Genomic DNA, 19,850 nt, shown 5'->3' with positions numbered 1-19,850 from the left:
CAGAGACCGGGTGTCGCCGCCGCGTCCCCGGCCCTAGGCTGGTGGCATGGAGATCCTGATCCAGCCCGGAGACATCACCCAGACCCGCGCCGACGCGATCGTCAACGCCGCCAACTCCTCCCTGCTCGGGGGCGGGGGCGTGGACGGCGCCATCCACCGGGCGGGCGGCCCCGAGATCCTGGCCGAGTGCCGCCGCATCCGCGAGGAGGACCTCCCGGACGGGCTCCCGGCCGGTCGGGCGGTGGCCACCACCGCCGGGGAGCTGCCGGCGCGGTGGGTCATCCACACCGTGGGCCCCACCTACGCCAAGACCCCGGAGAAGTACGCGGAGAAGGCCCCGGTCCTCGCCTCGTGCTACCGCGAGTCGCTGCGCGTCGCCGCCGAGGTCGGGGCCCGCACCGTGGCCTTCCCGGCCGTCTCGGCGGGGATCTACGGCTGGCCCATGGACGACGCCGCGCGCATCGCCGTCGAGACCGTGCGGGAGCAGGGCCGGCAGCTGGGCGAGGCCCTCGAGACGGTGATCTTCGTGCCCTTCGGCGCGGAAGCCGAGCGGTGCTTCCGCGCCGCGGTGGAGAACTGACCCCCCGAACGCACAAAACGGCCGGGTCCGCACCGCATCCTCCGGAGGAGGACGCGGGCGGCCCGGCCGTTCTACAGGCTGACGGGAGCCTTACAGGGCGCGGACGCTCTTGGCCTGCATGCCCTTGGGGCTGCTCTCGGATTCGAACTCGACCTTCTGCCCCTCGGCGAGTTCACGGTAGCCGTTGCCTTCGATGGCGCTGAAGTGGACGAAGACGTCGTCGGATCCGTCATCGGTTGCGATGAAGCCGAAGCCCTTTTCCGCGTCGAACCATTTCACGGTGCCAGTGGCCATAATGATGTGTTTCCTTTGATTCATGCTGAGGCCGCACGGAGGCGGCCGGTACGTGCGCCGGAATGTCCCGGCACCCACGAGTGAAAAGTCTGAGCGGCTACCGCGTGAAACGGAGGCAGAGCAGAGAACAGGCAACGGGCGGATTCGCCGGTGCGCCCCCAGATGTCGAGGGAGACCGTGAGAATCTCGTCATTCCCTCTTTTCGTCGCTTCCATGAGCCTATCAGTCGCCAGGGGGTCAGGCATACGGTGCCCCGACACGGGATTCAGCTCGACGCGGAACGACCGCGCGGCCGAGCCCCTTGACGGCTGCGGCCCGGCGCTCCCCTCGCCTGCGCGAGGGGGGCCCGGGCCGCGGCGCGGCGAGCGGGGCGACTAGTCGTCCTGCTCGGCCTCGGCCGCGCTGTCGTAGTGCGACTCGGCGAAGCGGTCCACCGCCTCGGAGATCATGCGCTCGGCGTCCTCCTTGGAGCCCCAGCCCTCGCCCTTGACCCACTTGCCGGGCTCCAGGTCCTTGTAGCGCTCGAAGAAGTGCTGGATCTCATCCTTCTTGTAGTCCTCGACGTCGTCCAGGGACTTGATCGCGTCGAAGCGCTTGTCGGTGGAGACGCACAGGACCTTGGCGTCGCCGCCGGCCTCGTCGGTCATCTGGAACACGCCGATGGGGCGGGCCTCGATGATGACGCCGGGGATGACGTCGTAGTCCATGATGACCATGGCGTCGAGCGGGTCGCCGTCCTCGCCCAGGGTGTCCTCGAAGTAGCCGTAGTGGGTGGGGTACTGCATCGAGGTGAAGAGGACCCGGTCCAGGCGCAGCCGGCCGGTCTCGTGGTCGATCTCGTACTTGACCCTCGAGCCCTTCGGGATCTCGATCGTGACGTCGCGTTCCATTGAATTCCTCTCTGTGGAATCGGGGGGTGCGAGGCTCCCGCCTCGCGCGCGCCCGCCCGGGGCGCGCCTTCCAGCCTCAATCTATCGTCCGGCCCGGCGAATCGGTAAAACCGCATCTTGGCGCGCAGACATGAGATTCTGGTGTCGGAAGCGTCCCCGCGCGCGGCGGCGGGCGGGGAGGGAGCGACGATGCCTCGGACAGAGAAGACCCGGAACCGGATCTGGTGGGCGGTCGTGGCCGTTCTGGCGGTCGCGTGCCTGGGGGTCGTGGCGTGGCTGGTGCCAACCGTGAGCTCCCACCGCGCGGAGATCTTCTTCGACACCGCGGACGGGGCCGGGGCCGCGACGTCGGGCGAGCCCGCCGAGGGTCCCGTGGGAGCTTTGCCCTCCGACGCCGCGCTCCCCGACGCGGCCGAGCTGGGCCGCCGCGTGGACGAGGTGCTCGCCGGCGCCGGGGGATCCGCGGTCGGCGCCCAGGTTCTCGACGTCGAGACCGGCCAGCCCCTGTACTCCCGGGACGACGCCGAGCCCCTCGCCCCCGCCTCCAACCTCAAGGTCCTCACGGCCCTCTCGCTGCTGAGCCACTCCCACCCGGAGGACCGCTACCGGACCGAGAGCCGGCTGGGCGCCGCACCCGGGTCCGTCACGCTCGTGGCGGGCGGGGACACCATGCTCTCCGACGGCGCCTCCGACCCCGCCGACGTCATGGGCCGCGCCGGCCTGGGCGACCTCGCCGAGCAGACCGTGGGCTCCCTCGAGCGCCGGGGCGTCGAGGGGCCGCAGCAGGTCCGGCTGGACGCGAGCCGCTTCTCCGGTCCCGCCCTCAACCCCGCCTGGTCCCCGGAGGATCTCGCCCTGGGGTACGCCACCGGCGTCCACCCGATCGCCCTGTGGGACCACCACACCGCGCGGCCGCAGTTCCCCGAGGACGTCTCGGGGCGCCCCGCCGACGCCGGCCTCGACGCCCTGAACGCCTACGTCACGGCCCTGAACGCGGCCGCGGGGGACTCCGGCCTGTCCTTCTCCGCCGCGCCCGACCCGCGGCAGCTGCCCGCGGGCGACGCGGACGGGGCGCGGCTGGGCGGCGTCAGCTCGGCGACCGTCCTGGAGCAGGCCACCTACATGATGGAGAACTCCGACAACGTGCTGGCCGAGGTCCTGGGCCGCAACGCGGCGATCGCCGCGGGGGAGGAGGGCTCCCTCGAGGGCGGCGAGGCCGCGATCCGGCGGGCCCTCGCGGAGGTCGGAGTGGGCGTGGACGGTCTCGTCCTGGAGGACCTGTGCGGGCTGGCCCCCGGCAACCGCGTCACCACCGCGACCCTCGCCTCCGCGATGGCCGCCGCGGCCCGGGGCGACGGGCCGGTCGCAGACCTGCCGGGCACGCTCCCGGTGGCCGCGGGCAGCGGCACGCTCGCCGACCGCTTCGACGACCCGGCGGAGCAGCCGGCCGCCGGCTACGCGCGCGCCAAGACGGGCACCCTGCTGGAGGTCACCGGCCTGACGGGCATCACGACCACGAGCCAGGGCCGGCTCCTGGCGTTCTCGCTCCTGGTCAACGACCTCGACGACGCCGGAGCGGCCCGCGACGCCCTCGACACCGCCGTCGCGGACCTCAGCACGTCCTGAGCCGGTCCCGCCCGTGGCCGGTCCGCTGGTGATTGACCGCCCGCGTCCGGGATCGACGGTGCCGTCCGCGGTGCGGACCCGGCCGGCACCGTCCCGGAACGGGGCCGGCGGCGGCGTCGTCCACACCCGGGCCCGCGCCGCGCGCCGTATCGCTCTCAGCGAGACGGCGCGCGCGCCGCCCCCGGAGGGGCCGTGTCCCGGCTCATAATGGCCGGTACCCAGCCCCGCAGACGCCCGCATCACCGAAAGGACGGTCCGATGGGATTCAGCAAGGGAGACAAGGTCTCCTGGAACACCAGCCAGGGGAAGACGCACGGGAAGGTCCTCGAGCGGCGCACGAGCGACTTCCAGTTCGAGAAGCAGAAGTTCACGGCGAGCCAGGACGAGCCCGTCTACATCGTCGAGTCGGACAAGACAGGGTCCCAGGCGGCCCACAAGGAGTCCGCGCTGGAGAAGGCGTCATGAGCGGGAAGCACGAGCCCCCGAAGGGCGTCCAGGAGGCCGCGCAGCGCGCGCTGAAGTGGATCGAGGACGGCAAGGCCGGCAAGGGCTTCACCGAGACGGGCGAGCACCGCGCCGAGCAGCTGGCCCACGGCGAGAAGGTCGACGACGACGTCGTGCGGCGGATGCGCAGCTACTTCTCGCGCCACGCCCCGGACCGCGACGCCGAGGGCTTCAGCCAGGGCGGGAAGGGCTTCCCGTCCCCGGGCCGGGTGGCCTGGGACGCCTGGGGCGGCGACCCCGGCAAGCGCTGGGCGGAGTCGCAGCGCATCGAGGGCGACGACTGACCGTCCTCCGCGGAGAGGCCCCGCCCCGGATCCCGGGCCGGGGCCTCCTCGCGTCCCTCAGACTCGGTTCCCCCGCGCCCGCTGCAGCGCGTCCGCGGCGCGGATCAGCGACAGGTGCGAGAACGCCTGCGGGAAGTTCCCCGCCAGACGCCCCGACTCGGGGTCGTACTCCTCCGCCAGCAGGCCCGTGTCCGAGGCGTAGGAGCACAGCTGGTTCATCAGCCGGTGGGCGTCCTCCACCCGGCCCGAGTTCGCGTACTGCTCCACGAGCCAGAAGGCACAGATCAGGAAGGGATACTCGGGCCCTCCCAGCCCGTCCATGCCGGTCTCGGTGCGATACCGGTGGACCAGGCCGTGCTCGTCCACCAGGTCCCGCTCGATGCGCGCGACCGTGCCCAGCATCCTCGGGTCGTCCGCTTCGATGAAGCGGGTGTGGGGCAGCTGGAGCAGCGAGGCATCGACCTCCCGGCCGTCGTAGGTCTGGGTGAAGGAGTCGAGCTCCTCGTCGAAGCCGTGCTCCATGATCTCCTCGCGCAGGCGCTCCCGGTACTCCTCCCAGCGTTCCGTGTCGCCGTCCAGGCCGTGCTCCTCGACGGCGCGCAGGGCCTCGTTGAAGGAGGCCCACATCATGACCCGCCCGTGGGTGAAGTAGTGCTGGTCCCCGCGCATCTCCCAGATGCCGTGGTCCTTCTTGTCGAAGTTCGCGATCGTGTAGTCGAGCAGCGCCTTCTGCAGGCCCCAGGAGAACTCGGTCTCCTCGTGCCCGCCGTCGCGCAGCTCGGCGAGCGCCAGCATGACCTCGCCGACGACGTCGGCCTGGTACTGCTCCGCCGCTGCGTTGCCGACCCGGACCGGGCGAGAGCCCTCGTACCCGGCCAGGTGGGGGAGCTCCTTCTCGTCGAGGTCGCGTTCGCCGCCGAGGCCGTACATGATGCGCAGCCGGTCGGCGTCGCCGGCGACCGCGCGCAGCAGCCAGTCACGCCAGTGCAGTGCGCCCTCGGCGTGTCCGTGGGCGACGATGACCTCCACCGTGAGCGCGGCATCCCGCAGCCAGGTGTACCGGTAGTCCCAATTGCGCTCCCCTCCGAAGTGCTCGGGCAGCGACGCGGTGGGGGCGGCGACGATCCCCCCGGTGTCCGTGTGGGTCAGGGCCTTGAGCACCAGCAGCGAGCGCATCACCAGATGCCCCTCGGGTGAGTTGACCTGCAGCTTGCGGGCCCACTTGGACCAGTAGCGCTCTGTGGCGCGCAGGGCGCGATCGGGGTCGGTCGGCGCCGGGGTCTCCGCCCAGGAGGGGAACCAGGTGAGATTCCAGTCCAGCGTCTCGCCGGCCTCGAGGGAGAAGCGCCCCGCCAGGCGCGGGGCGAGGCTGCCGGAGGCGTCGGGGTCGATGGTTCCGGTAGCGCCGTCGGGCAGCACGTGGGTGCCTTCGTGCGTCAGGTCGTACTCCCGCGTGGTGATGCCGTCGCCGCCCGCGTGGTGCGGGGCGTCGTCAGATGTCGGCTCGGTCGTGGCGCACAGCATCGGACCGCTGATGAGCACCCCGTCCGGGCCGGCATTGCACAGCAGGGCGTCCAGGTCCCCGCCGCCGGGGCAGGGGACGCGCCGGAACCACGGGAGCGAGCGGGCGTAGTTGAAGCGCAGCCGCAGGTCGTGCTCGACCTCCACGGAGCCCTCGAGGCACTCGACGCGCCGGATCAGGTCCGACTGGCCGTCCTTGGGCGGGAGGAAGTCGGTCACCCGGAGGCGGCCCGTCTCGGTGCGCCACAGGGTCTCCAGGATGAAGCTGTCGGACCGGTAGCGGCGGCCGACGACGCGGCCCCCCACGGCCGAGAGCTTCCAGCGCCCGTCTTCCGGCCCGCCGAGGATGGCGGAGAACATGGCGGGCGCGTCGAACCGGGGCAGGCACAGCCAGTCGATCGAGCCGTCCCGCGAGACGAGGGCGCCCGTCGCGAGGTCGGAGAGCAGCGCGTACTCCTCCAGGGGAGTGCTGGGCGAAGCTGGCGCCGCGTCCTCCGTGCCGGCGTCGAGGGCGTGCTCTCCGGCCGCGGCGCGGTCCGCGGTGCGATTCTTCTCAGCCATGTCTCTCTGTATAGCGCAGTGGCCGGGTAGCGTGAAGCCATGAGCTCCACTCTGGACACCGTGATCGTCTGCGGCGCAAACGGCGACCTGTCACACCGGCTTCTGCTACCGGGCCTGGCGACCTACCTCGCGGAGCGCCGACCTGAACGCGGGGTCGAGCTGATCGGCGTCGGGCGTCGCGAGGACCCGGGCTTCGCCGAGGCGGCCCGGGAGGCCTTCGGCGGGGTCCTCGACGAGGAGGCGCTGCGGCGGGAGGGCCCGCGGCGGACGTTGGAGTCGGCGCAGTACCTGCAGGTCGACGTGACCGACGCCGAGGGGCTCGGCCGGGCCCTCGAGGAGGCGGGCGGGACGCCCGTCGTCTACCTTGCCCTGGCCCCCGACGTGGTGGTCCAGGCGTGCCACGCGCTGGCCGGGATCGCCGAGCGCGGCGCGCTCCCCGAGGGGATGGTGCTCGCGGTCGAGAAGCCCTTCGGCTCTGACCGGGAGTCGGCCCGGGGGCTCGACGACCTGCTGGCGAGCATCCTCCCCGAGGAGCGGATCGTCCGTGTGGACCACTTCCTCGGCATGCCCGGTGTGCTGGGGATCCCCGGGCTGCGCTGGGGCAATCCGGGTTTCGCGGGGCGGTGGGACGCCGAGCACGTCGAGCGCGTCGAGATCGTCTTCGACGAGACGCTGGGCCTGGAGGGCCGCGCCGACTTCTACGACGGTACGGGCGCGGCGGAGGACATGATCCAGTCCCACTTGCTCCAGACGATGGGCATGCTGATGATGGAGACGCCCGCGGAGGCCTCGGGGGATGCTCTGCAACGGGGCAGCGCGGAGGTCATCGCCGCGGCCGGGCTCGATCCGGAGGACCCCGACGCCGTGTTCAGGGGCCGCTACACCTCCGGCCAGGTCGGTGGGGAGGACCTGCCCGACTACACGGACGAGGAGGGCGTGGACCCCGAGCGGGGGACCGAGACGTTCGCCCGCGTCGTCGTGCGCGTGGGGCTCCCCCGGTGGGAGGGGGTTCCGGTGATCCTGCGTTCGGGCAAGGCCGTGGGGAGCCCCCGCCAGGAGATCGCCGTGCACTTCCGGGCCGACCCCGAGGCTGCGCAGGGGCGGCCCCGGGGCCTGGGCGAAGCCCGAGGCGACACGCTCCGGATCGGTCTCGAGGACGGGGACGTCCGCTGGGACCTGACCGCCGGTGGGCCCCACTCGCCCGGGGGAGTCCGGCGGATCACGCTCTCCTCCGCGGTGGGCGAGGAGCCGCTGACACCGTACGGGGCGGTATTCCTCGGCATCTTCGGGGGCGACGCCGCCCTGAGGGTCGCCCCGGGGACCCCGGAGGAGGGCTGGCGCGTCCTCGAGGAGGTGCGGGCGGCCTACCGAGAGGGCCGGGCGCCGCTGCGCAGCTACCCCGCGGGCTCCATCGATCCGGATCGTGGCTAGTCAGAGCGAGGGTCAGACCAAAGTAGCTGTTTTCAAGGGGGAGGGTTAAGGGGCCGCCTCGGTCGCATACTCTGTCAGGGTCTATCACTTCTTGAGACCCCGAACGAGGTTCATGTGACCCTGCAGAGAATCGCCGGGGGCGCCGTCGCGCTCGCCGTACTCATCGGTAGCCAGCTGGTCCCCGCCGCCGCCCAGGAGGGGCCGGGGCTCTCAGCGCCGGCTCCGTCCGCGCAGCCCACGCTGTCCGCCCCGCCCGCCTCCGCCACGCCGCAGCCCGCGGTCCCGGATCCTGCCGGGTCCCAGCCCGCCGAGCCGACGCTCGCGGCCACCGCCCGCGCGGACGCGGAGCCCCTTGCCGAGTCGGCCCCGACGCCTCCCTCCGCGGACCCCGAGGAGGAGGTGCTGCCCGAGACCGACCGGCTGATCGTGCGCTTCGCTGAGGGGGTCACCGAGGAGCAGAAGGCCGAGGTCCTGGACGAGGCCTCCACCGAGACCGAGGTGACGGACCCGGAGATCGTCAAGGAGTCGGTGGGCCAGAGCAGCGTCGTCGAGGCCAACACCGGGCTGGACGAGGCGGAGCAGCGCGAGGCCGTCGAGAAGCTGTCGGAGAACCCGCTGGTCGAGAGCGCCGAGCCCGACCTGATCGTCAGCGCCACCTCGGCCGTCCCGAACGCCTCGGGCGAGCCGTACTGGAACTCGCAGTGGAACATGCGGACCATCGACGCGCCCGGCGCCTGGCAGAGCGCGACCGGCTCGGGGGTGACCATCGGCGTCGTGGACACCGGGATCGTGAGCCACCCGGACCTGAACCAGAAGGTGGTGCCGGGCTACGACTTCGTCTCGGACAACTTCTACGGCCGGGACGGCGGCGGGCGCGACGCCAACCCCCGCGACGAGGGAACCTACTACAACGGCACCCCCTCCAACTGGCACGGCACGCACGTGGCCGGCATCGCGGGCGCGGTGACGGGCAACCGGATCGGGGTGGCCGGCGTCGCCCCCGACGCGAGGATCCAGCCCGTCCGCGCCCTGGGGACCGCGGGCTCCGGGTACGTCTCCGACATCGCCGACGCGACCGCCTGGGCCGCGGGCTGGCAGGGTGCGGGGATGCCGCGCAACGCCAACCCCTCGCAGGTCGTCAACGTCTCGATGTCCTGGGGCGGCTCGTGCCCCGCGATCATGCAGAGCGCGATCAACGAGGCGCACGCCCGCAACGTCCCGGTGGTGGTCGCCTCCGGCAACGCGGGGATCGACGCCTCGGGGGCGGCCCCGGCCAACTGCTGGCTGCCGATCGTCGTGGGGGCCACCGCCTCCAACAACACGCTGACGGGGTACTCCAACTACGGCAGGGCGCTCGACGTCGTCGCGCCCGGCGGCACCGTGGGCGCCGACATCTGGTCCACCGTCGACTCCGGGACCACCGTCCCGGTCGGTCCCAAGTACGGCCCGCTCAACGGCACCTCGATGGCCGCGCCCCACGTCGCGGGCACCATCGCGCTGATGAAGCAGGCCAACCGCGGGCTCACGGTCGAGCAGATCCGCAACGCGCTGACCTCCACCGGGCGGTCGGTGGGCGGGTACCCGCTCATCAACGCCAACCGGGCCGTGAACGCCGTCAAGCCGAAGCAGGCCGCCCCGGCCGTGGGCGGGGCCATCGGCACCTACTACCGCAGCAACGGCGGGGCGGGGACGTTCGGCCAGCCCACGGGCGGCGAGCTCTCCCTGATCCACGGCGGCGCCGTGCAGGAGTTCGACCGCCAGGGCACCCGGGCGGCGATCTACTGGCACCCCTCGACCGGGGCGCGCGCCGTGCACTGGTGGGGCGCCATCGGGGCCAAGTTCCGGCAGGGCGGGTACGAGCGCACCTACGGCTTCCCGGGCAGCGAGGAGGTGCGGACCGGGACGGGCTCGTACCAGTTCTTCAACCACCCCGGCACCCGGGCGACCAACCTCATCATGTGGTCCCCCTCGACCGGCGTCGGGGCGATCCGGGAGAACAGCGGGATCGGCGGCAAGTGGGCCTCCTCGGGCCGCGAGAACGCGATGGGCTACCCGGTGGGCGACGAGGTGCGCAAGGCCGACGGCGCCGCCTACCAGTTCTTCCGCATCGGCGGCCGCAGCCACCTGGTGATGTGGACGCCGCAGTACGGCGCCCGCACGATCGTGCAGCACGGCGCCATCGGCCAGGCCTGGATCAACGCCGGCCGCGAGGGCGGCTGGGGCTACCCGGTCACCGACGAGTACCGCGGGTCCGACGGGCGCGTGCACCAGAAGTTCTCGCGCGGCGTCGAGGTGGTCTGGTGGCCGAACGGGATGCAGGTGCGGCGCTGACCCGGTGACCCGGTGACCCGGTGACCCGGGGCGGGCGGCGCGGGCGGGGGCGGGCGGGGGGGCCGGGGCGGGCCGCGCGGCCGCGCCCGGCCGATTCCCCGGCCCGTGCCCAGCCAATCCGCATCCCGCTGTGGCAAGGTGGGTCCCATGACTGAAGACATCATCAGCTGGGAGGCGGCGGCCGCCACGGCCGCGCGCCTGACCCCGGCGGGTCCCAAGCTCTCCCGGGCCGAGGCGCGGGCCGCGGTCGAGTCCATCCGCTACCACGCGAGCGCCTCCGTGGATCACGTCCACCGCATCACCGGGCTCGACGCCGCGGAGCGGCTGCACGACTCGCAGCTGCTGGTCGTGGACCGGCAGGGCTGGTCGCGGGCCAACTCCCAGACCTTCTCGATGATGCTGAACCGCCTGGTCACCTCCGGGATGGGCGACCGCCTCGCGCAGCTGAACGAGCTGGACCGCAAGGTCACCGAGGCCGGCGCCGCGCTGGAGCTCGGCGGCGTCCTGGCGTTCCTGTCCGCCCGGGTCCTGGGCCAGTACGACCCCTTCGCGGCCCTCGGCGGCTTCGGCGCCCCGGGCGGGCGGCTGATGCTGGTGGCCCCCAACATCGTGATGATCGAGCGGGAGCTGAACCTCGACCCCGACGACTTCCGGCTCTGGGTCTGCCTCCACGAGCAGACCCACCGCGTGCAGTTCGCCGCGGCGCCCTGGCTGCGGGAGCACATGCTCGGGCTGATCGCCCAGCTGCCCCAGCACCTCGAGGGCGGCGGGGCCGAGCTGCTCCGCCGGCTCCTGGACGGCGCGGCGGAGGGCGTGCGCGCGCTCGCCGACCGCTCCCGGAAGCCCGGCACCGACGACGCCGGGCCCGGCGCCGACGCCGACGCGGCGACCGGAGCGGGCGGCCCCGGCCCCGCGGAAGAGCGCCCCGCCCCCGCGAAGCCCCTGCCCACCCGCCGGATCACCGCCCTGCTCGACGAGCGGACCGGCAAGGTCTTCTCCGACCTCACGGCCATCATGAGCCTCATGGAGGGCCACGCGAACGTGGTCATGGACGCGATCGGCCCCGAGACCGTGCCGAGCGTCAAGACGATCCGCCGCCGCTTCGAGCGCCGCTCCGCGACCCGGGGCGCCCTTGAGCGGATGATCCGCACGGCGCTGGGCCTGGACCTGAAGATGCGGCAGTACCGGGACGGCCAGGAGTTCGTCCAGGCAATCGTGGACCGCCGCGGGATGGCCGAGCTCAACCGCGTGTGGGAACGCGCCGAGAACCTCCCCAGCGAGGAGGAGATCCACGACCCCTCCCGCTGGATCGCCCGCGTCCTCGACGGCCGGGCGGGGGCCTGATGGCCCAGAGCGGCCGGCAGGGCCGCCTGCACCCGACCGTGGGAGCGGCCCGCGGGGCGCTTGCCGAGGTCCTGCGGCGCCAGCTGCCCGGGCTCGGGATCGCCCCCACGGGCCGCTCCCGGCGCGCGGCCGGCCCGGACGCTGCGGACCGTGCCCCGCTCGTGCTGGTCGCCTGCAGCGGCGGCGCCGACTCCTCGCGCTCGCGGCCGTCGCCGCGCACTTCGCCCGCCGCGGGGACCTGCGGGTGGGCGCCGCCGTCGTCGACCACGGCCTGCAGGACGGATCCGATGCCGCCGCGGCCGACGCCGCCGCGGCCTGCCGCGCGCTCGGCCTGGACCCGGTCCTGACCCAGCGCGTGGAGGTGCGCCGGGAGGGCGGCGGCCTCGAGATGGCCGCCCGGGAGGCCCGCTACGCCGCCCTGGAGCGCCTGGCCGCCGAGCACGACGCCGTCGCCGTGCTGCTCGGCCACACCCTCGACGACCAGGCGGAGACGGTCCTGCTGGGCCTGGCCCGCGGCTCCGGGACCCGCTCGCTGGCTGGGATGCCCGAGGGCCGCGCCCTGGGCTCCGCCCGCCTGATCCGCCCGTTCCTCGCCCTGCGCCGGGAGCAGGTCGAGGAGATCTGCGCCGCGGAGGGGCTGCGGCCGTGGCAGGACCCCAGCAACGAGGAGCGCTCGTTCCTGCGCAACCGGGTCCGGCACGACGTCGTGCCCCACCTGGAGCGGCACCTCGGACCGGGCATCAAGCGCGCCCTGGCCCGCACGGCCTCGGTGCTGGGGCCCGACGCCGAGCTGATCGAGGAGCTGACCGACCGCGCGGCCGGGGAGGCCGCGGCGGACCCGGCGCGCTTCCAGGACCCGGATCCGGCCCGACCGGGAGAGGCGGATCGCCCCGGGGCCCGAGAGGCGGATCCCCCCGCGACGGCGGAGGCCGATCCTGCTGATCGGGAGGCCCCCGCCGGCGGGCCCGCTGGCCCGCGGTGCGCGCTGCTGCTCGCGGCCCTGCGGGACCAGCATCCCCGCTGCGGCGCCGGGTGCTGGCCCGCGCCGTCGTCGCCGCCGGGGGCGAGTCGCCGAGCCACGAGCGGCTCGCCGCCCTCGAGGAGCTGGCGGCGGGCGCGGGGAATGCGGGACCGGTGCAGATGGCGGGTAGAGTTGCCGTGTGGCGCCGTCGCCCCCTCGACCGTCACGCCACGGCCGCGGAGTCCGCGGCCGCCGGGGCGCTGGTGTTCGTGGGTCAGCGGACGCCTCCCGCCGCGGCCCCTCCGGGGCCCTCGGCCCAGAACTTGAAATAGGTCACCACAGCAGGAGACATCAGTGGATTCACAGGACGTCAAGGACGATCTCAAGCACGTTCTCTATACGCGGGAGCAGATCCAGGAGAAGATCGCCGAGCTCGCCGCGCAGATCGACGAGGACTACAAGGACCGGGACGTCCTGCTGGTGGGGGTGCTCAAGGGCGCCGTGATGGTCATGGCCGACCTCTCCCGCGCGCTGCACGCCCACTACACGATGGACTGGATGGCCGTGTCCTCCTACGGCTCGGGGACCAAGTCCTCCGGCGTCGTGCGGATCCTCAAGGACCTGGACACGGACCTGCACGGGCGCGACGTCCTCATCGTCGAGGACATCATCGACTCGGGGCTCACCCTGTCCTGGCTCAAGTCCAACCTCGAGTCCCGCGGGGCCAGCTCGGTGGAGATCTGCGCGCTGCTGCGCAAGCCGGCCTCGGTCAAGACCGAGATCCCGGTCAAGTACATCGGCTGGGACATCGAGCCCGAGTTCGTGGTGGGCTACGGCCTCGACTTCGCCGAGCGCTACCGCAACCTGGACTTCATCGGCACGCTCGCCCCGCACGTCTACTCGTAGGAGCCCGCGCCCGGGCGCCCGCACCGACCGCGCCGCCCGCCCCGACGGCGTCGCACCGACGGTGCCGATCGACCGTCCGCCGACGGCGCGGGGGCGGGTGCGGCGCGGCCGTCCCGCGGCACGGCAGGGGCTTCCGCTGTGAGGATAAGTCCGAGGGGACTCTCAGCTCACGGCGGTAGCCTTTTCCGAGACCTCACATCACCCGTGACCATGCGTCACCCGTGACGACCTCACCGGAAGGCACGACAGATTTGGCACAGCAGAACACCCCCCAGAAGAAGTCCCTGAGGGATCGGATCCTCAAGGGACCGTACTTCTGGATCTTCCTCGCGCTCCTGGTGCTGCTGCCGATGATCTACGTCTCGACGTCCGGGGAGAGCAACCGGGTCGACACCAACGTGGGCATGCAGCTGCTCCAGGACGACAAGGTCAACGAGGCCAAGATCTTCGACGGCGACCAGAAGGTCGAGCTGTCGCTCAAGGACGACTACAGCCAGGACGGCCGGGACCTCGGCAAGTCCGTGGTCTTCTACTACGTCCAGCCGCGCGCCGGCGACGTCGTCACCGCGATGGACAACGCCGGGCTGCAGGGCTACACGGACCAGCCGGTGCAGAGCAACTGGTTCACCTCGCTGCTGGGCTTCCTCCTGCCCTTCCTGGTCATCCTCCTGATCTTCTGGTTCCTGCTCTCCCGCATGAGCGGCGGCGGCAGCCAGATCATGTCCTTCGGCAAGTCCAAGGCCAAGAAGTTCAACAAGGAGAACTCGACCGTGAAGTTCTCCGACGTCGCCGGCTCGGACGAGGCGGTCGAGGAGCTCCAGGAGGTCAAGGAGTTCCTGACCGACCCCGCGCGCTTCACCTCGGTGGGCGCCAAGATCCCCAAGGGCGTGCTGCTCTACGGCCCTCCCGGCACGGGCAAGACCCTGCTGGCCAAGGCCGTGGCCGGCGAGGCCGGGGTGCCGTTCTTCTCGATCTCGGGCTCCGACTTCGTCGAGATGTTCGTGGGCGTGGGCGCCTCGCGCGTGCGCGACCTCTTCGAGCAGGCCAAGCAGAACGAGGCCGCGATCATCTTCGTCGACGAGATCGACGCCGTCGGCCGCCAGCGCGGCGCCGGCATGGGCGGCGGCAACGACGAGCGCGAGCAGACCCTGAACCAGCTCCTGGTGGAGATGGACGGGTTCGACGAGAACACCAACATCATCCTCATCGCGGCCACCAACCGGCCGGACGTGCTGGACCCCGCGCTGCTGCGCCCCGGGCGCTTCGACCGCCAGATCGGCGTCGACGCCCCGGACCTCAAGGGCCGCAAGCGGATCCTCGAGGTGCACGGGGAGGGCAAGCGCCTGGCCACCAACGTGGACCTCGCGCAGGTCGCCAAGAAGACCCCGGGCTTCACGGGCGCGGACCTGGCCAACGTGATGAACGAGGCCGCGCTGCTCACCGCGCGCTCCAACGCTCAGATCATCGACGACCGCGCGCTGGACGAGGCGATCGACCGCGTGATCGCGGGCCCGCAGCGCCGCTCACGGCTCATGAAGGAGCTGGAGCGCAAGATCACCGCGTACCACGAGGGCGGCCACGCCCTGGTCGCGGCGGCCCTGCGCAACACCGACCCGGTCACCAAGATCACCATCCTGCCCCGCGGCCGCGCGCTCGGCTACACGATGGTCATGCCGGTGGACGACAAGTACTCCACGACCCGCAACGAGCTGCTGGACCAGCTGGCCTACGCGCTCGGCGGCCGGGTGGCCGAGGAGATCGTGTTCCACGACCCCTCGACGGGTGCGGCCAACGACATCGACAAGGCGACCAGCACGGCCCGCAAGATGGTCACCGAGTACGGCATGTCCGCCGTCGTCGGCGCCGTCAAGCTCGGCTCGGGCAACACCGAGCCGTTCCTGGGGCGCGACGCCGGGATGGGCGGCCGCGAGTACTCGGAACAGGTCGCCGCGCAGATCGACGCCGAGGTGCGCGCGCTCATCGACCACGCCCACGACGAGGCCTACGCGATCCTCAACGACAACCGCGACGTCCTGGACCGGCTCGCCTTCGAGCTGCTGGACAAGGAGACCCTCAACGAGGCGGAGATCGCCGCGGTCTTCCAGGACGTCCGCAAGCGCCCGCTGCGCGACGTCTGGCTGTCCAAGGAGACCCGCGCGGTCTCCGAGCTGCCGCCCATCTCCACCCCGGCCGAGAAGGCCGAGGCCGAGGCGGCCGGCGCCGAGGACCCCGAGGACATGGCGCCGCAGGACCAGGCCGTGGCGGCCAAGCCCGAGCACCCGCTCGAGGTGCCGAGCCACTCGCAGGGCAGCACGCCCCCGGGCACCGGTGAGGCCGGCGGCCCCCAGGGCGGTCCCGCCGAGGGAGGTCCCGGGGCCGAGGGGCCGGTCGGCCCGCAGGACCGGTGAGCCGCGTGGACCTGCCCCGCATCGAGGCCGCGGTCCGCGAGATCCTCGCCGCGATCGGCGAGGACCCGGATCGTGACGGACTGATCGACACCCCCGCCCGGGTCGCGCGCGCCTACGAGGAGATGTTCTCCGGGCTCGGCCACTCGCCGGAGGAGCTGCTCTCCACGACCTTCGACATCGGCCACTCGGAGATGGTCCTGGTCAAGGACATCCCCTTCTACTCGACCTGCGAGCACCACCTGGTCCCGTTCCACGGCCATGCCCACGTCGGCTACATCCCCGGCGAGAGCGGCCAGGTCACGGGCCTGTCCAAGCTGGCCCGGCTCGTGGACCTCTACGCGAAGCGGCCGCAGGTCCAGGAGCGCCTGACCAGCCAGATCGTGGACGCGCTGCAGGAGTTCCTGCACCCGGCCGGGGCAATCGTGGTGATCGAAGGCGAGCACATGTGCATGTCCATGCGCGGGGTCCAGAAGCCCGGCGCCCGGACCGTCACCTCGGCGGTGCGCGGCCAGCTGCGGGACAACGCGACCCGCGCGGAGGCCATGAGCCTCATCAACGGGGCGGGGACCCGCTCGTGACGGCGGCCCCGAGCCGCCCCGCGGGGCGGGGCGAGACCCGGGGCTGGGGGACCTTCGCGGCGCTTCCCGCGGACCGGACCCTCATCATGGGCGTCCTCAACCTCACTCCCGACTCGTTCTCGGACGGCGGCGCCCACGCCGGCGTCGAGGCCGCGGTCTCCCACGCGCTGGCGATGGTCGAGGCGGGGGCCGACGTCGTCGACGTCGGGGGCGAGTCCACCCGCCCGGGCGCCGCGCCGGTGGACCCGGCCGAGGAGCAGCGCCGGACCCTCGAGGTGATCTCCCGGCTGGCCGAGCGCGACGTCGTGGTCTCGGCGGACACCAAGCACGCGGCCACCGCGCGCGCGGCGGTCGAGGCGGGCGCGCAGATCGTCAACGACGTCTCGGGCACGGAGCTGTCCGAGGAGATGATCGCGGCGTGCGCCGCCGCCGGCGTCCCCTACGTCCTGACCCACGCCCGCGGCGACTCCCGGACCATGGACGCCCGGGCCGAGTACGACGACGTCGTGGAGGAGGTCCGCGCCGAGCTGCTGACCCAGCGCGGGCGGCTCATCGCCGGCGGCGTCGCGCCCGAGCGCATCATCCTCGACCCGGGACTCGGCTTCGCCAAGGGCGGGGAGCAGGACTGGCGGCTCCTGGCGCGCCTGGACCGCCTGACGTCGCTGGGCCACCCGGTCCTGGTCGCGGCCTCGCGCAAGCGCTTCATCGGCACGGCGCTGGCGCGCTCCCGCGGGGTCGACGCCGTCCCGGCCGGGGAGCGGGACACGGCCACCGCCGCGATCTCCGCGCTGGCCGCCGAGCGCGGGGCCTGGGCCGTCCGCGTGCACGACGTCGCCGCCACGGCCGACGCGCTGGCGGTGACCCGGAGCTGGCTCGCCGCCGAGCGGCCGCCCCGTCCCGGCGCCGCGCCGCGGACCCATCCGATCACCGAGCACCAGAACTGACGAGGGAGAGCTTTGTCCGAGAAATCGCCATCCGCAGCGGGGGCCGACCACGGCCGGACCGTCGGCGCGGGGCTTGACCGCATCACCGTGACCGGGATCGGGGCCGTGGGTTACCACGGCGTCTTCGACCAGGAGAAGCGCGTGGGCCAGCCGTTCTTCGTCGACCTCTCCCTGTTCGCGGACCTGACGGCCGCCGGGCGCAGCGACGACCTGCGGGACACCATCAACTACGGCGAGATCGCCGAGAGCGTCAAGGACGTCATCGTCGGCGAGAGCTTCAACCTCGTGGAGGCGCTGGCCGAGCGGATCGCCGGGGACGTCCTGCGGGATTACCCGGCCCGCGCCGTCGAGGTCACCGTGCACAAGCCCAAGGCGCCCATCGAGGTGACCTTCGCCGACGTCTCCGTCACGATCTACCGGGAGCGCCCATGCCAGTGACGTCGGTCCTCGCCCTCGGCTCCAACCTCGGGGCCTCGGCGGACACGCTGAGCCGGACGGTGGCGCTGCTCGGCGAGCACGAGCGCATCACGGTCGAGGCGGTGTCCCCGGTCGCCGTCACGGCCCCGGTGGGCGGCCCCGAGGGACAGCCCGACTACCTCAACCAGGTGGTCAGGATCGTGACCGACCTGCGGCCCTTCGCCCTCCTGCGGTACTGCCAGGAGCTCGAGGCCGCGTTCGAGCGGATCCGCGAGGTGCGCTGGGGGCCCCGGACCCTGGACGTGGACATCGTGGCCTACGGTCAGCTGCGCATGGACGAGCCGGACCTCGTCCTGCCGCACCCGCGCGCGGCCGAGCGCGCCTTCGTGCTGGCCCCCTGGGCGCTCATGGACCCCGAGGCGACGCTGGGCGGGGTGCCGGTCGCGGTGCTCGCGCAGCGCGCCCCCGACCTCGACGGCCTGCGCGGTTACCTGGAACCGCCCGCGGAGGGGTAGGGATGAAGCCGCTCAAGATCCGCTGGCTGGCCCTGCTGGGCGCGCTGGGCCTGGCCCTGGGCGCCGTCGTCAACTCCGTGTGGGGCGGCGGCGCGCTCGTGCTGCCCTGGTTCTCGCTGCTGATCAGCGCGTTCCTCGGCGCCGCGGCGCTGGTGCTGGGCTGGCGCGTGCGCGCCCACATCCGGGAGCCGCGGACCCGGCGGATCGACCCCATCCTCGCCTCCCGGATCGTGGTCTTCGCCCAGGCCTGCGCGGTCTACGGTGCGCTGCTGGCCGGGTGGGGCATCGGGGCGCTGCTGCACGAGCTCACGCTGATGCAGTACCGCGGCACGACGTCGACGCTCCCGCTGGCCGCGCTCAACGGTGCCGTAGGGTTGGCCGTGGGGGCGGCGGGCGTGCTGGCCGAGAGCTGGTGCAAGCGGCCCCCCGAGGACCCCGGGGAGTCGGAGGATCCGTACTCCCCGCAGCACCCGCGCGGCGACCGCGACGCGCCCGAAGGAGAAGGCGGCTATGCCAGAGACCGAGAACGCCCCCGCGACCGGAGGCGAGGCCCGCAGACACCTCGGTGAGGGCGGCCCCGCCTTCGAGCGGCGGCTCGCGGCCCTGGACGCCTGGGACTCCCCCTGGGTCCGGCCCGACGCGAAGTACCTCACGGTCCTGCTCATCAACGAGGCCGTCTCCGGGGTGATCACCACGGCGGTCCTCTGCGTCCCGCTCGTGCTGCGCCTGCTCGGGATCTGGTCCTGGCCGTGGCTGTGGCTGGCGATCGCCCTGCCGGCGCTCTCGCTGGCGTGGACGATCCTCGAGCTGGTCCTCTCCCCGCGCCGGGCCCGCGCCCGCGGCTACTCCGAGCGCGAGGACGACCTCCTCGTGCGCCGCGGGGTCATGTGGCACCGCATCACGGTGGTCCCGTACGGCCGGATGCAGTACGTCGAGGTCTCCTCGGGGCCGTGGGATCGGCTGTTCGGGTTGGCCAAGGTCGAGCTGCACACGGCGTCGGCGTCCACGGACGTCAAGATCGAGGGCATCAGCCAGCACGACGCCGCCCGCCTCCGCGAAGACCTCGCCCAGCGCGGCGAGGACCGTCTGGCGGCGCTGTAGATGACCGAGTCGAACGGAACGCCGGGAGACGCCGCCGGGGCGCGCGGAACGCCCAGTGACGCCGTCGGGCCGCGGGGCGCGGGGGCGGGGCGGGACGACGTCGAGCCCCTGGTCTGGGAGCGGGTGCATCCGCTGACCCCCCTCGCCCGCTTCTGGATCGCGCTCCTGGTGCTGGTCTTCGTGGTCGGGCGCAACGTCGTGGAGTCGGTCTTCGAGAACGGCTTCGACGCGGGCGAGCTCGGCCGCGGGATCCCCGAGTTCGTCCGCGGCCTCGAGCTGGTGGGGTGGCTGATCGTCGTCGGCGTCGTGCTGCTGGTCCTGGGCGGCATGTTCTGGTCCTGGTGGTTCACCCGCTACGCGGTCACCGCGGATACCGTCCGGGTCCGCGAGGGGGCGCTGTTCCGCAAGGAGAAGCAGGCACGCCTGGACCGGGTGCAGGCCATCGAGATCTCCCAGCCGCTCCTGGCGCGGATCCTGGGGTTGGCCGAGCTGCGCTTCGAGGTCGCCGACGCCGGCGAGTCGACCTTGCACCTGCGCTTCCTGACGCGCCGGGGTGCGGAGGACCTGCGCGGCAGGCTCCTGAGCCGCAAGCGGCAGCTGCAGGACGACGCCGCCGCCCCGCCCGCCGCCGCGGGGGACGCCGCCGCCCCGCCC

At 73.0% G+C, this 19,850-nt stretch carries 20 protein-coding genes and 1 pseudogene; 18 read left to right on the top strand and 3 right to left on the bottom strand.

The window, feature by feature from the left end:
* The first annotated feature begins 46 nt into the window (after window positions 1–46).
* The gene (locus NBM05_RS11755) at window positions 47–580 is read left to right on the top strand and encodes an O-acetyl-ADP-ribose deacetylase (RefSeq protein ID WP_254167623.1); all 534 of its coding nucleotides are present in this window, start codon (window positions 47–49) and stop codon (window positions 578–580) included.
* A 90-nt stretch (window positions 581–670) separates the two neighbouring features.
* Here the strand turns inward: NBM05_RS11755 and NBM05_RS11750 are convergent, their stop codons facing one another.
* Together NBM05_RS11750 and NBM05_RS11745 are read right to left on the bottom strand one after the other, a co-directional pair.
* Window positions 671–874: a cold-shock protein gene (locus tag NBM05_RS11750; protein WP_129660283.1), complete on the bottom strand. Its 204-nt coding sequence runs from the start codon at window positions 872–874 to the stop codon at window positions 671–673.
* Window positions 875–1,248: 374 nt separating this feature from the next.
* Window positions 1,249–1,764, bottom strand: coding sequence for an inorganic diphosphatase (locus NBM05_RS11745; protein ID WP_254167621.1), 516 nt, complete (start codon window positions 1,762–1,764; stop codon window positions 1,249–1,251).
* Between the two features lie 189 nt (window positions 1,765–1,953).
* On the opposite strand from NBM05_RS11745, the gene NBM05_RS11740 reads away from it, so the two are divergent.
* The 3 genes from NBM05_RS11740 to NBM05_RS11730 all read left to right on the top strand — a co-directional run bounded on the left by NBM05_RS11740 (window position 1,954) and on the right by NBM05_RS11730 (window position 4,178).
* A complete protein-coding gene (locus NBM05_RS11740; protein WP_254167619.1) occupies window positions 1,954–3,390 on the top strand; it encodes a D-alanyl-D-alanine carboxypeptidase/D-alanyl-D-alanine-endopeptidase in 1,437 nt (478 codons plus the stop codon).
* A 258-nt stretch (window positions 3,391–3,648) separates the two neighbouring features.
* On the top strand, window positions 3,649–3,855 hold the full coding sequence (locus NBM05_RS11735) for a hypervirulence associated TUDOR domain-containing protein (RefSeq protein ID WP_254167617.1): 207 nt from the start codon (window positions 3,649–3,651) through the stop codon (window positions 3,853–3,855).
* On the top strand, window positions 3,852–4,178 hold the full coding sequence (locus NBM05_RS11730) for a hypothetical protein (protein WP_254167616.1): 327 nt from the start codon (window positions 3,852–3,854) through the stop codon (window positions 4,176–4,178). Before NBM05_RS11735 ends, NBM05_RS11730 begins: the two co-directional genes overlap by 4 nt.
* Before the next feature lie 57 nt (window positions 4,179–4,235).
* On the opposite strand, the gene NBM05_RS11725 is transcribed toward NBM05_RS11730, so the two are convergent.
* The gene (locus tag NBM05_RS11725; RefSeq protein ID WP_254167614.1) at window positions 4,236–6,260 is read right to left on the bottom strand and encodes a glycoside hydrolase family 15 protein; all 2,025 of its coding nucleotides are present in this window, start codon (window positions 6,258–6,260) and stop codon (window positions 4,236–4,238) included.
* A 39-nt stretch (window positions 6,261–6,299) separates the two neighbouring features.
* Between NBM05_RS11725 and NBM05_RS11720 the strand changes: the two genes are divergently transcribed.
* The 14 genes and pseudogenes from NBM05_RS11720 to NBM05_RS11655 form a co-directional block, all read left to right on the top strand.
* Window positions 6,300–7,691, top strand: coding sequence for a glucose-6-phosphate dehydrogenase (locus NBM05_RS11720; protein ID WP_254167612.1), 1,392 nt, complete (start codon window positions 6,300–6,302; stop codon window positions 7,689–7,691).
* A 114-nt stretch (window positions 7,692–7,805) separates the two neighbouring features.
* Window positions 7,806–10,022, top strand: a complete 2,217-nt coding sequence (locus NBM05_RS11715) for a S8 family serine peptidase (protein WP_254167610.1) — start codon at window positions 7,806–7,808, stop codon at window positions 10,020–10,022.
* 147 nt (window positions 10,023–10,169) lie between these two features.
* A complete protein-coding gene (locus tag NBM05_RS11710) occupies window positions 10,170–11,366 on the top strand; it encodes an Rv3626c family coenzyme F420 biosynthesis-associated protein (protein ID WP_254167608.1) in 1,197 nt (398 codons plus the stop codon).
* A gap of 244 nt (window positions 11,367–11,610) precedes the next feature.
* A pseudogene (gene tilS / locus NBM05_RS15915) lies at window positions 11,611–12,024 on the top strand (tRNA lysidine(34) synthetase TilS); the annotation flags it as partial.
* A 320-nt stretch (window positions 12,025–12,344) separates the two neighbouring features.
* A complete protein-coding gene (locus NBM05_RS15910; RefSeq protein ID WP_373689327.1) occupies window positions 12,345–12,659 on the top strand; it encodes a TilS substrate-binding domain-containing protein in 315 nt (104 codons plus the stop codon).
* Window positions 12,660–12,681: 22 nt separating this feature from the next.
* On the top strand, window positions 12,682–13,233 hold the full coding sequence (gene hpt / locus NBM05_RS11695) for a hypoxanthine phosphoribosyltransferase (protein ID WP_254167606.1): 552 nt from the start codon (window positions 12,682–12,684) through the stop codon (window positions 13,231–13,233).
* A 251-nt stretch (window positions 13,234–13,484) separates the two neighbouring features.
* Window positions 13,485–15,641 (top strand): ATP-dependent zinc metalloprotease FtsH, encoded by a 2,157-nt coding sequence (ftsH, locus tag NBM05_RS11690; RefSeq protein WP_302183944.1) that lies wholly within the window; start codon window positions 13,485–13,487, stop codon window positions 15,639–15,641.
* Window positions 15,638–16,219, top strand: coding sequence for a GTP cyclohydrolase I FolE (gene folE, locus NBM05_RS11685; RefSeq protein WP_254167604.1), 582 nt, complete (start codon window positions 15,638–15,640; stop codon window positions 16,217–16,219). Before ftsH ends, folE begins: the two co-directional genes overlap by 4 nt.
* Window positions 16,216–17,163, top strand: coding sequence for a dihydropteroate synthase (gene folP, locus NBM05_RS11680; RefSeq protein ID WP_254167602.1), 948 nt, complete (start codon window positions 16,216–16,218; stop codon window positions 17,161–17,163). Before folE ends, folP begins: the two co-directional genes overlap by 4 nt.
* A gap of 12 nt (window positions 17,164–17,175) precedes the next feature.
* The gene (gene folB / locus NBM05_RS11675; RefSeq protein ID WP_254167600.1) at window positions 17,176–17,601 is read left to right on the top strand and encodes a dihydroneopterin aldolase; all 426 of its coding nucleotides are present in this window, start codon (window positions 17,176–17,178) and stop codon (window positions 17,599–17,601) included.
* Window positions 17,592–18,095: a 2-amino-4-hydroxy-6-hydroxymethyldihydropteridine diphosphokinase gene (folK, locus tag NBM05_RS11670; RefSeq protein ID WP_254167598.1), complete on the top strand. Its 504-nt coding sequence runs from the start codon at window positions 17,592–17,594 to the stop codon at window positions 18,093–18,095. Before folB ends, folK begins: the two co-directional genes overlap by 10 nt.
* A 2-nt stretch (window positions 18,096–18,097) precedes the next feature.
* Entirely contained in the window at window positions 18,098–18,664 is a 567-nt protein-coding gene (locus tag NBM05_RS11665; RefSeq protein ID WP_254167591.1) for a DUF3180 domain-containing protein, read from the top strand.
* A complete protein-coding gene (locus NBM05_RS11660; RefSeq protein ID WP_254167589.1) occupies window positions 18,606–19,196 on the top strand; it encodes a PH domain-containing protein in 591 nt (196 codons plus the stop codon). The genes NBM05_RS11665 and NBM05_RS11660 overlap by 59 nt, the downstream gene beginning before the upstream one ends.
* Window positions 19,197–19,850 (top strand): PH domain-containing protein (locus tag NBM05_RS11655; RefSeq protein WP_254167587.1); only part of this gene is annotated, 654 nt, incomplete at its 3' end.

Origin of the sequence: Rothia santali (genome assembly GCF_024199905.1) — a bacterium.
In the GTDB taxonomy this organism is placed as follows: domain Bacteria; phylum Actinomycetota; class Actinomycetes; order Actinomycetales; family Micrococcaceae; genus Rothia; species Rothia santali.
Note: the sequence above shows the minus strand (reverse complement) of the source record. Positions and strands in the feature narration are given on the sequence as shown.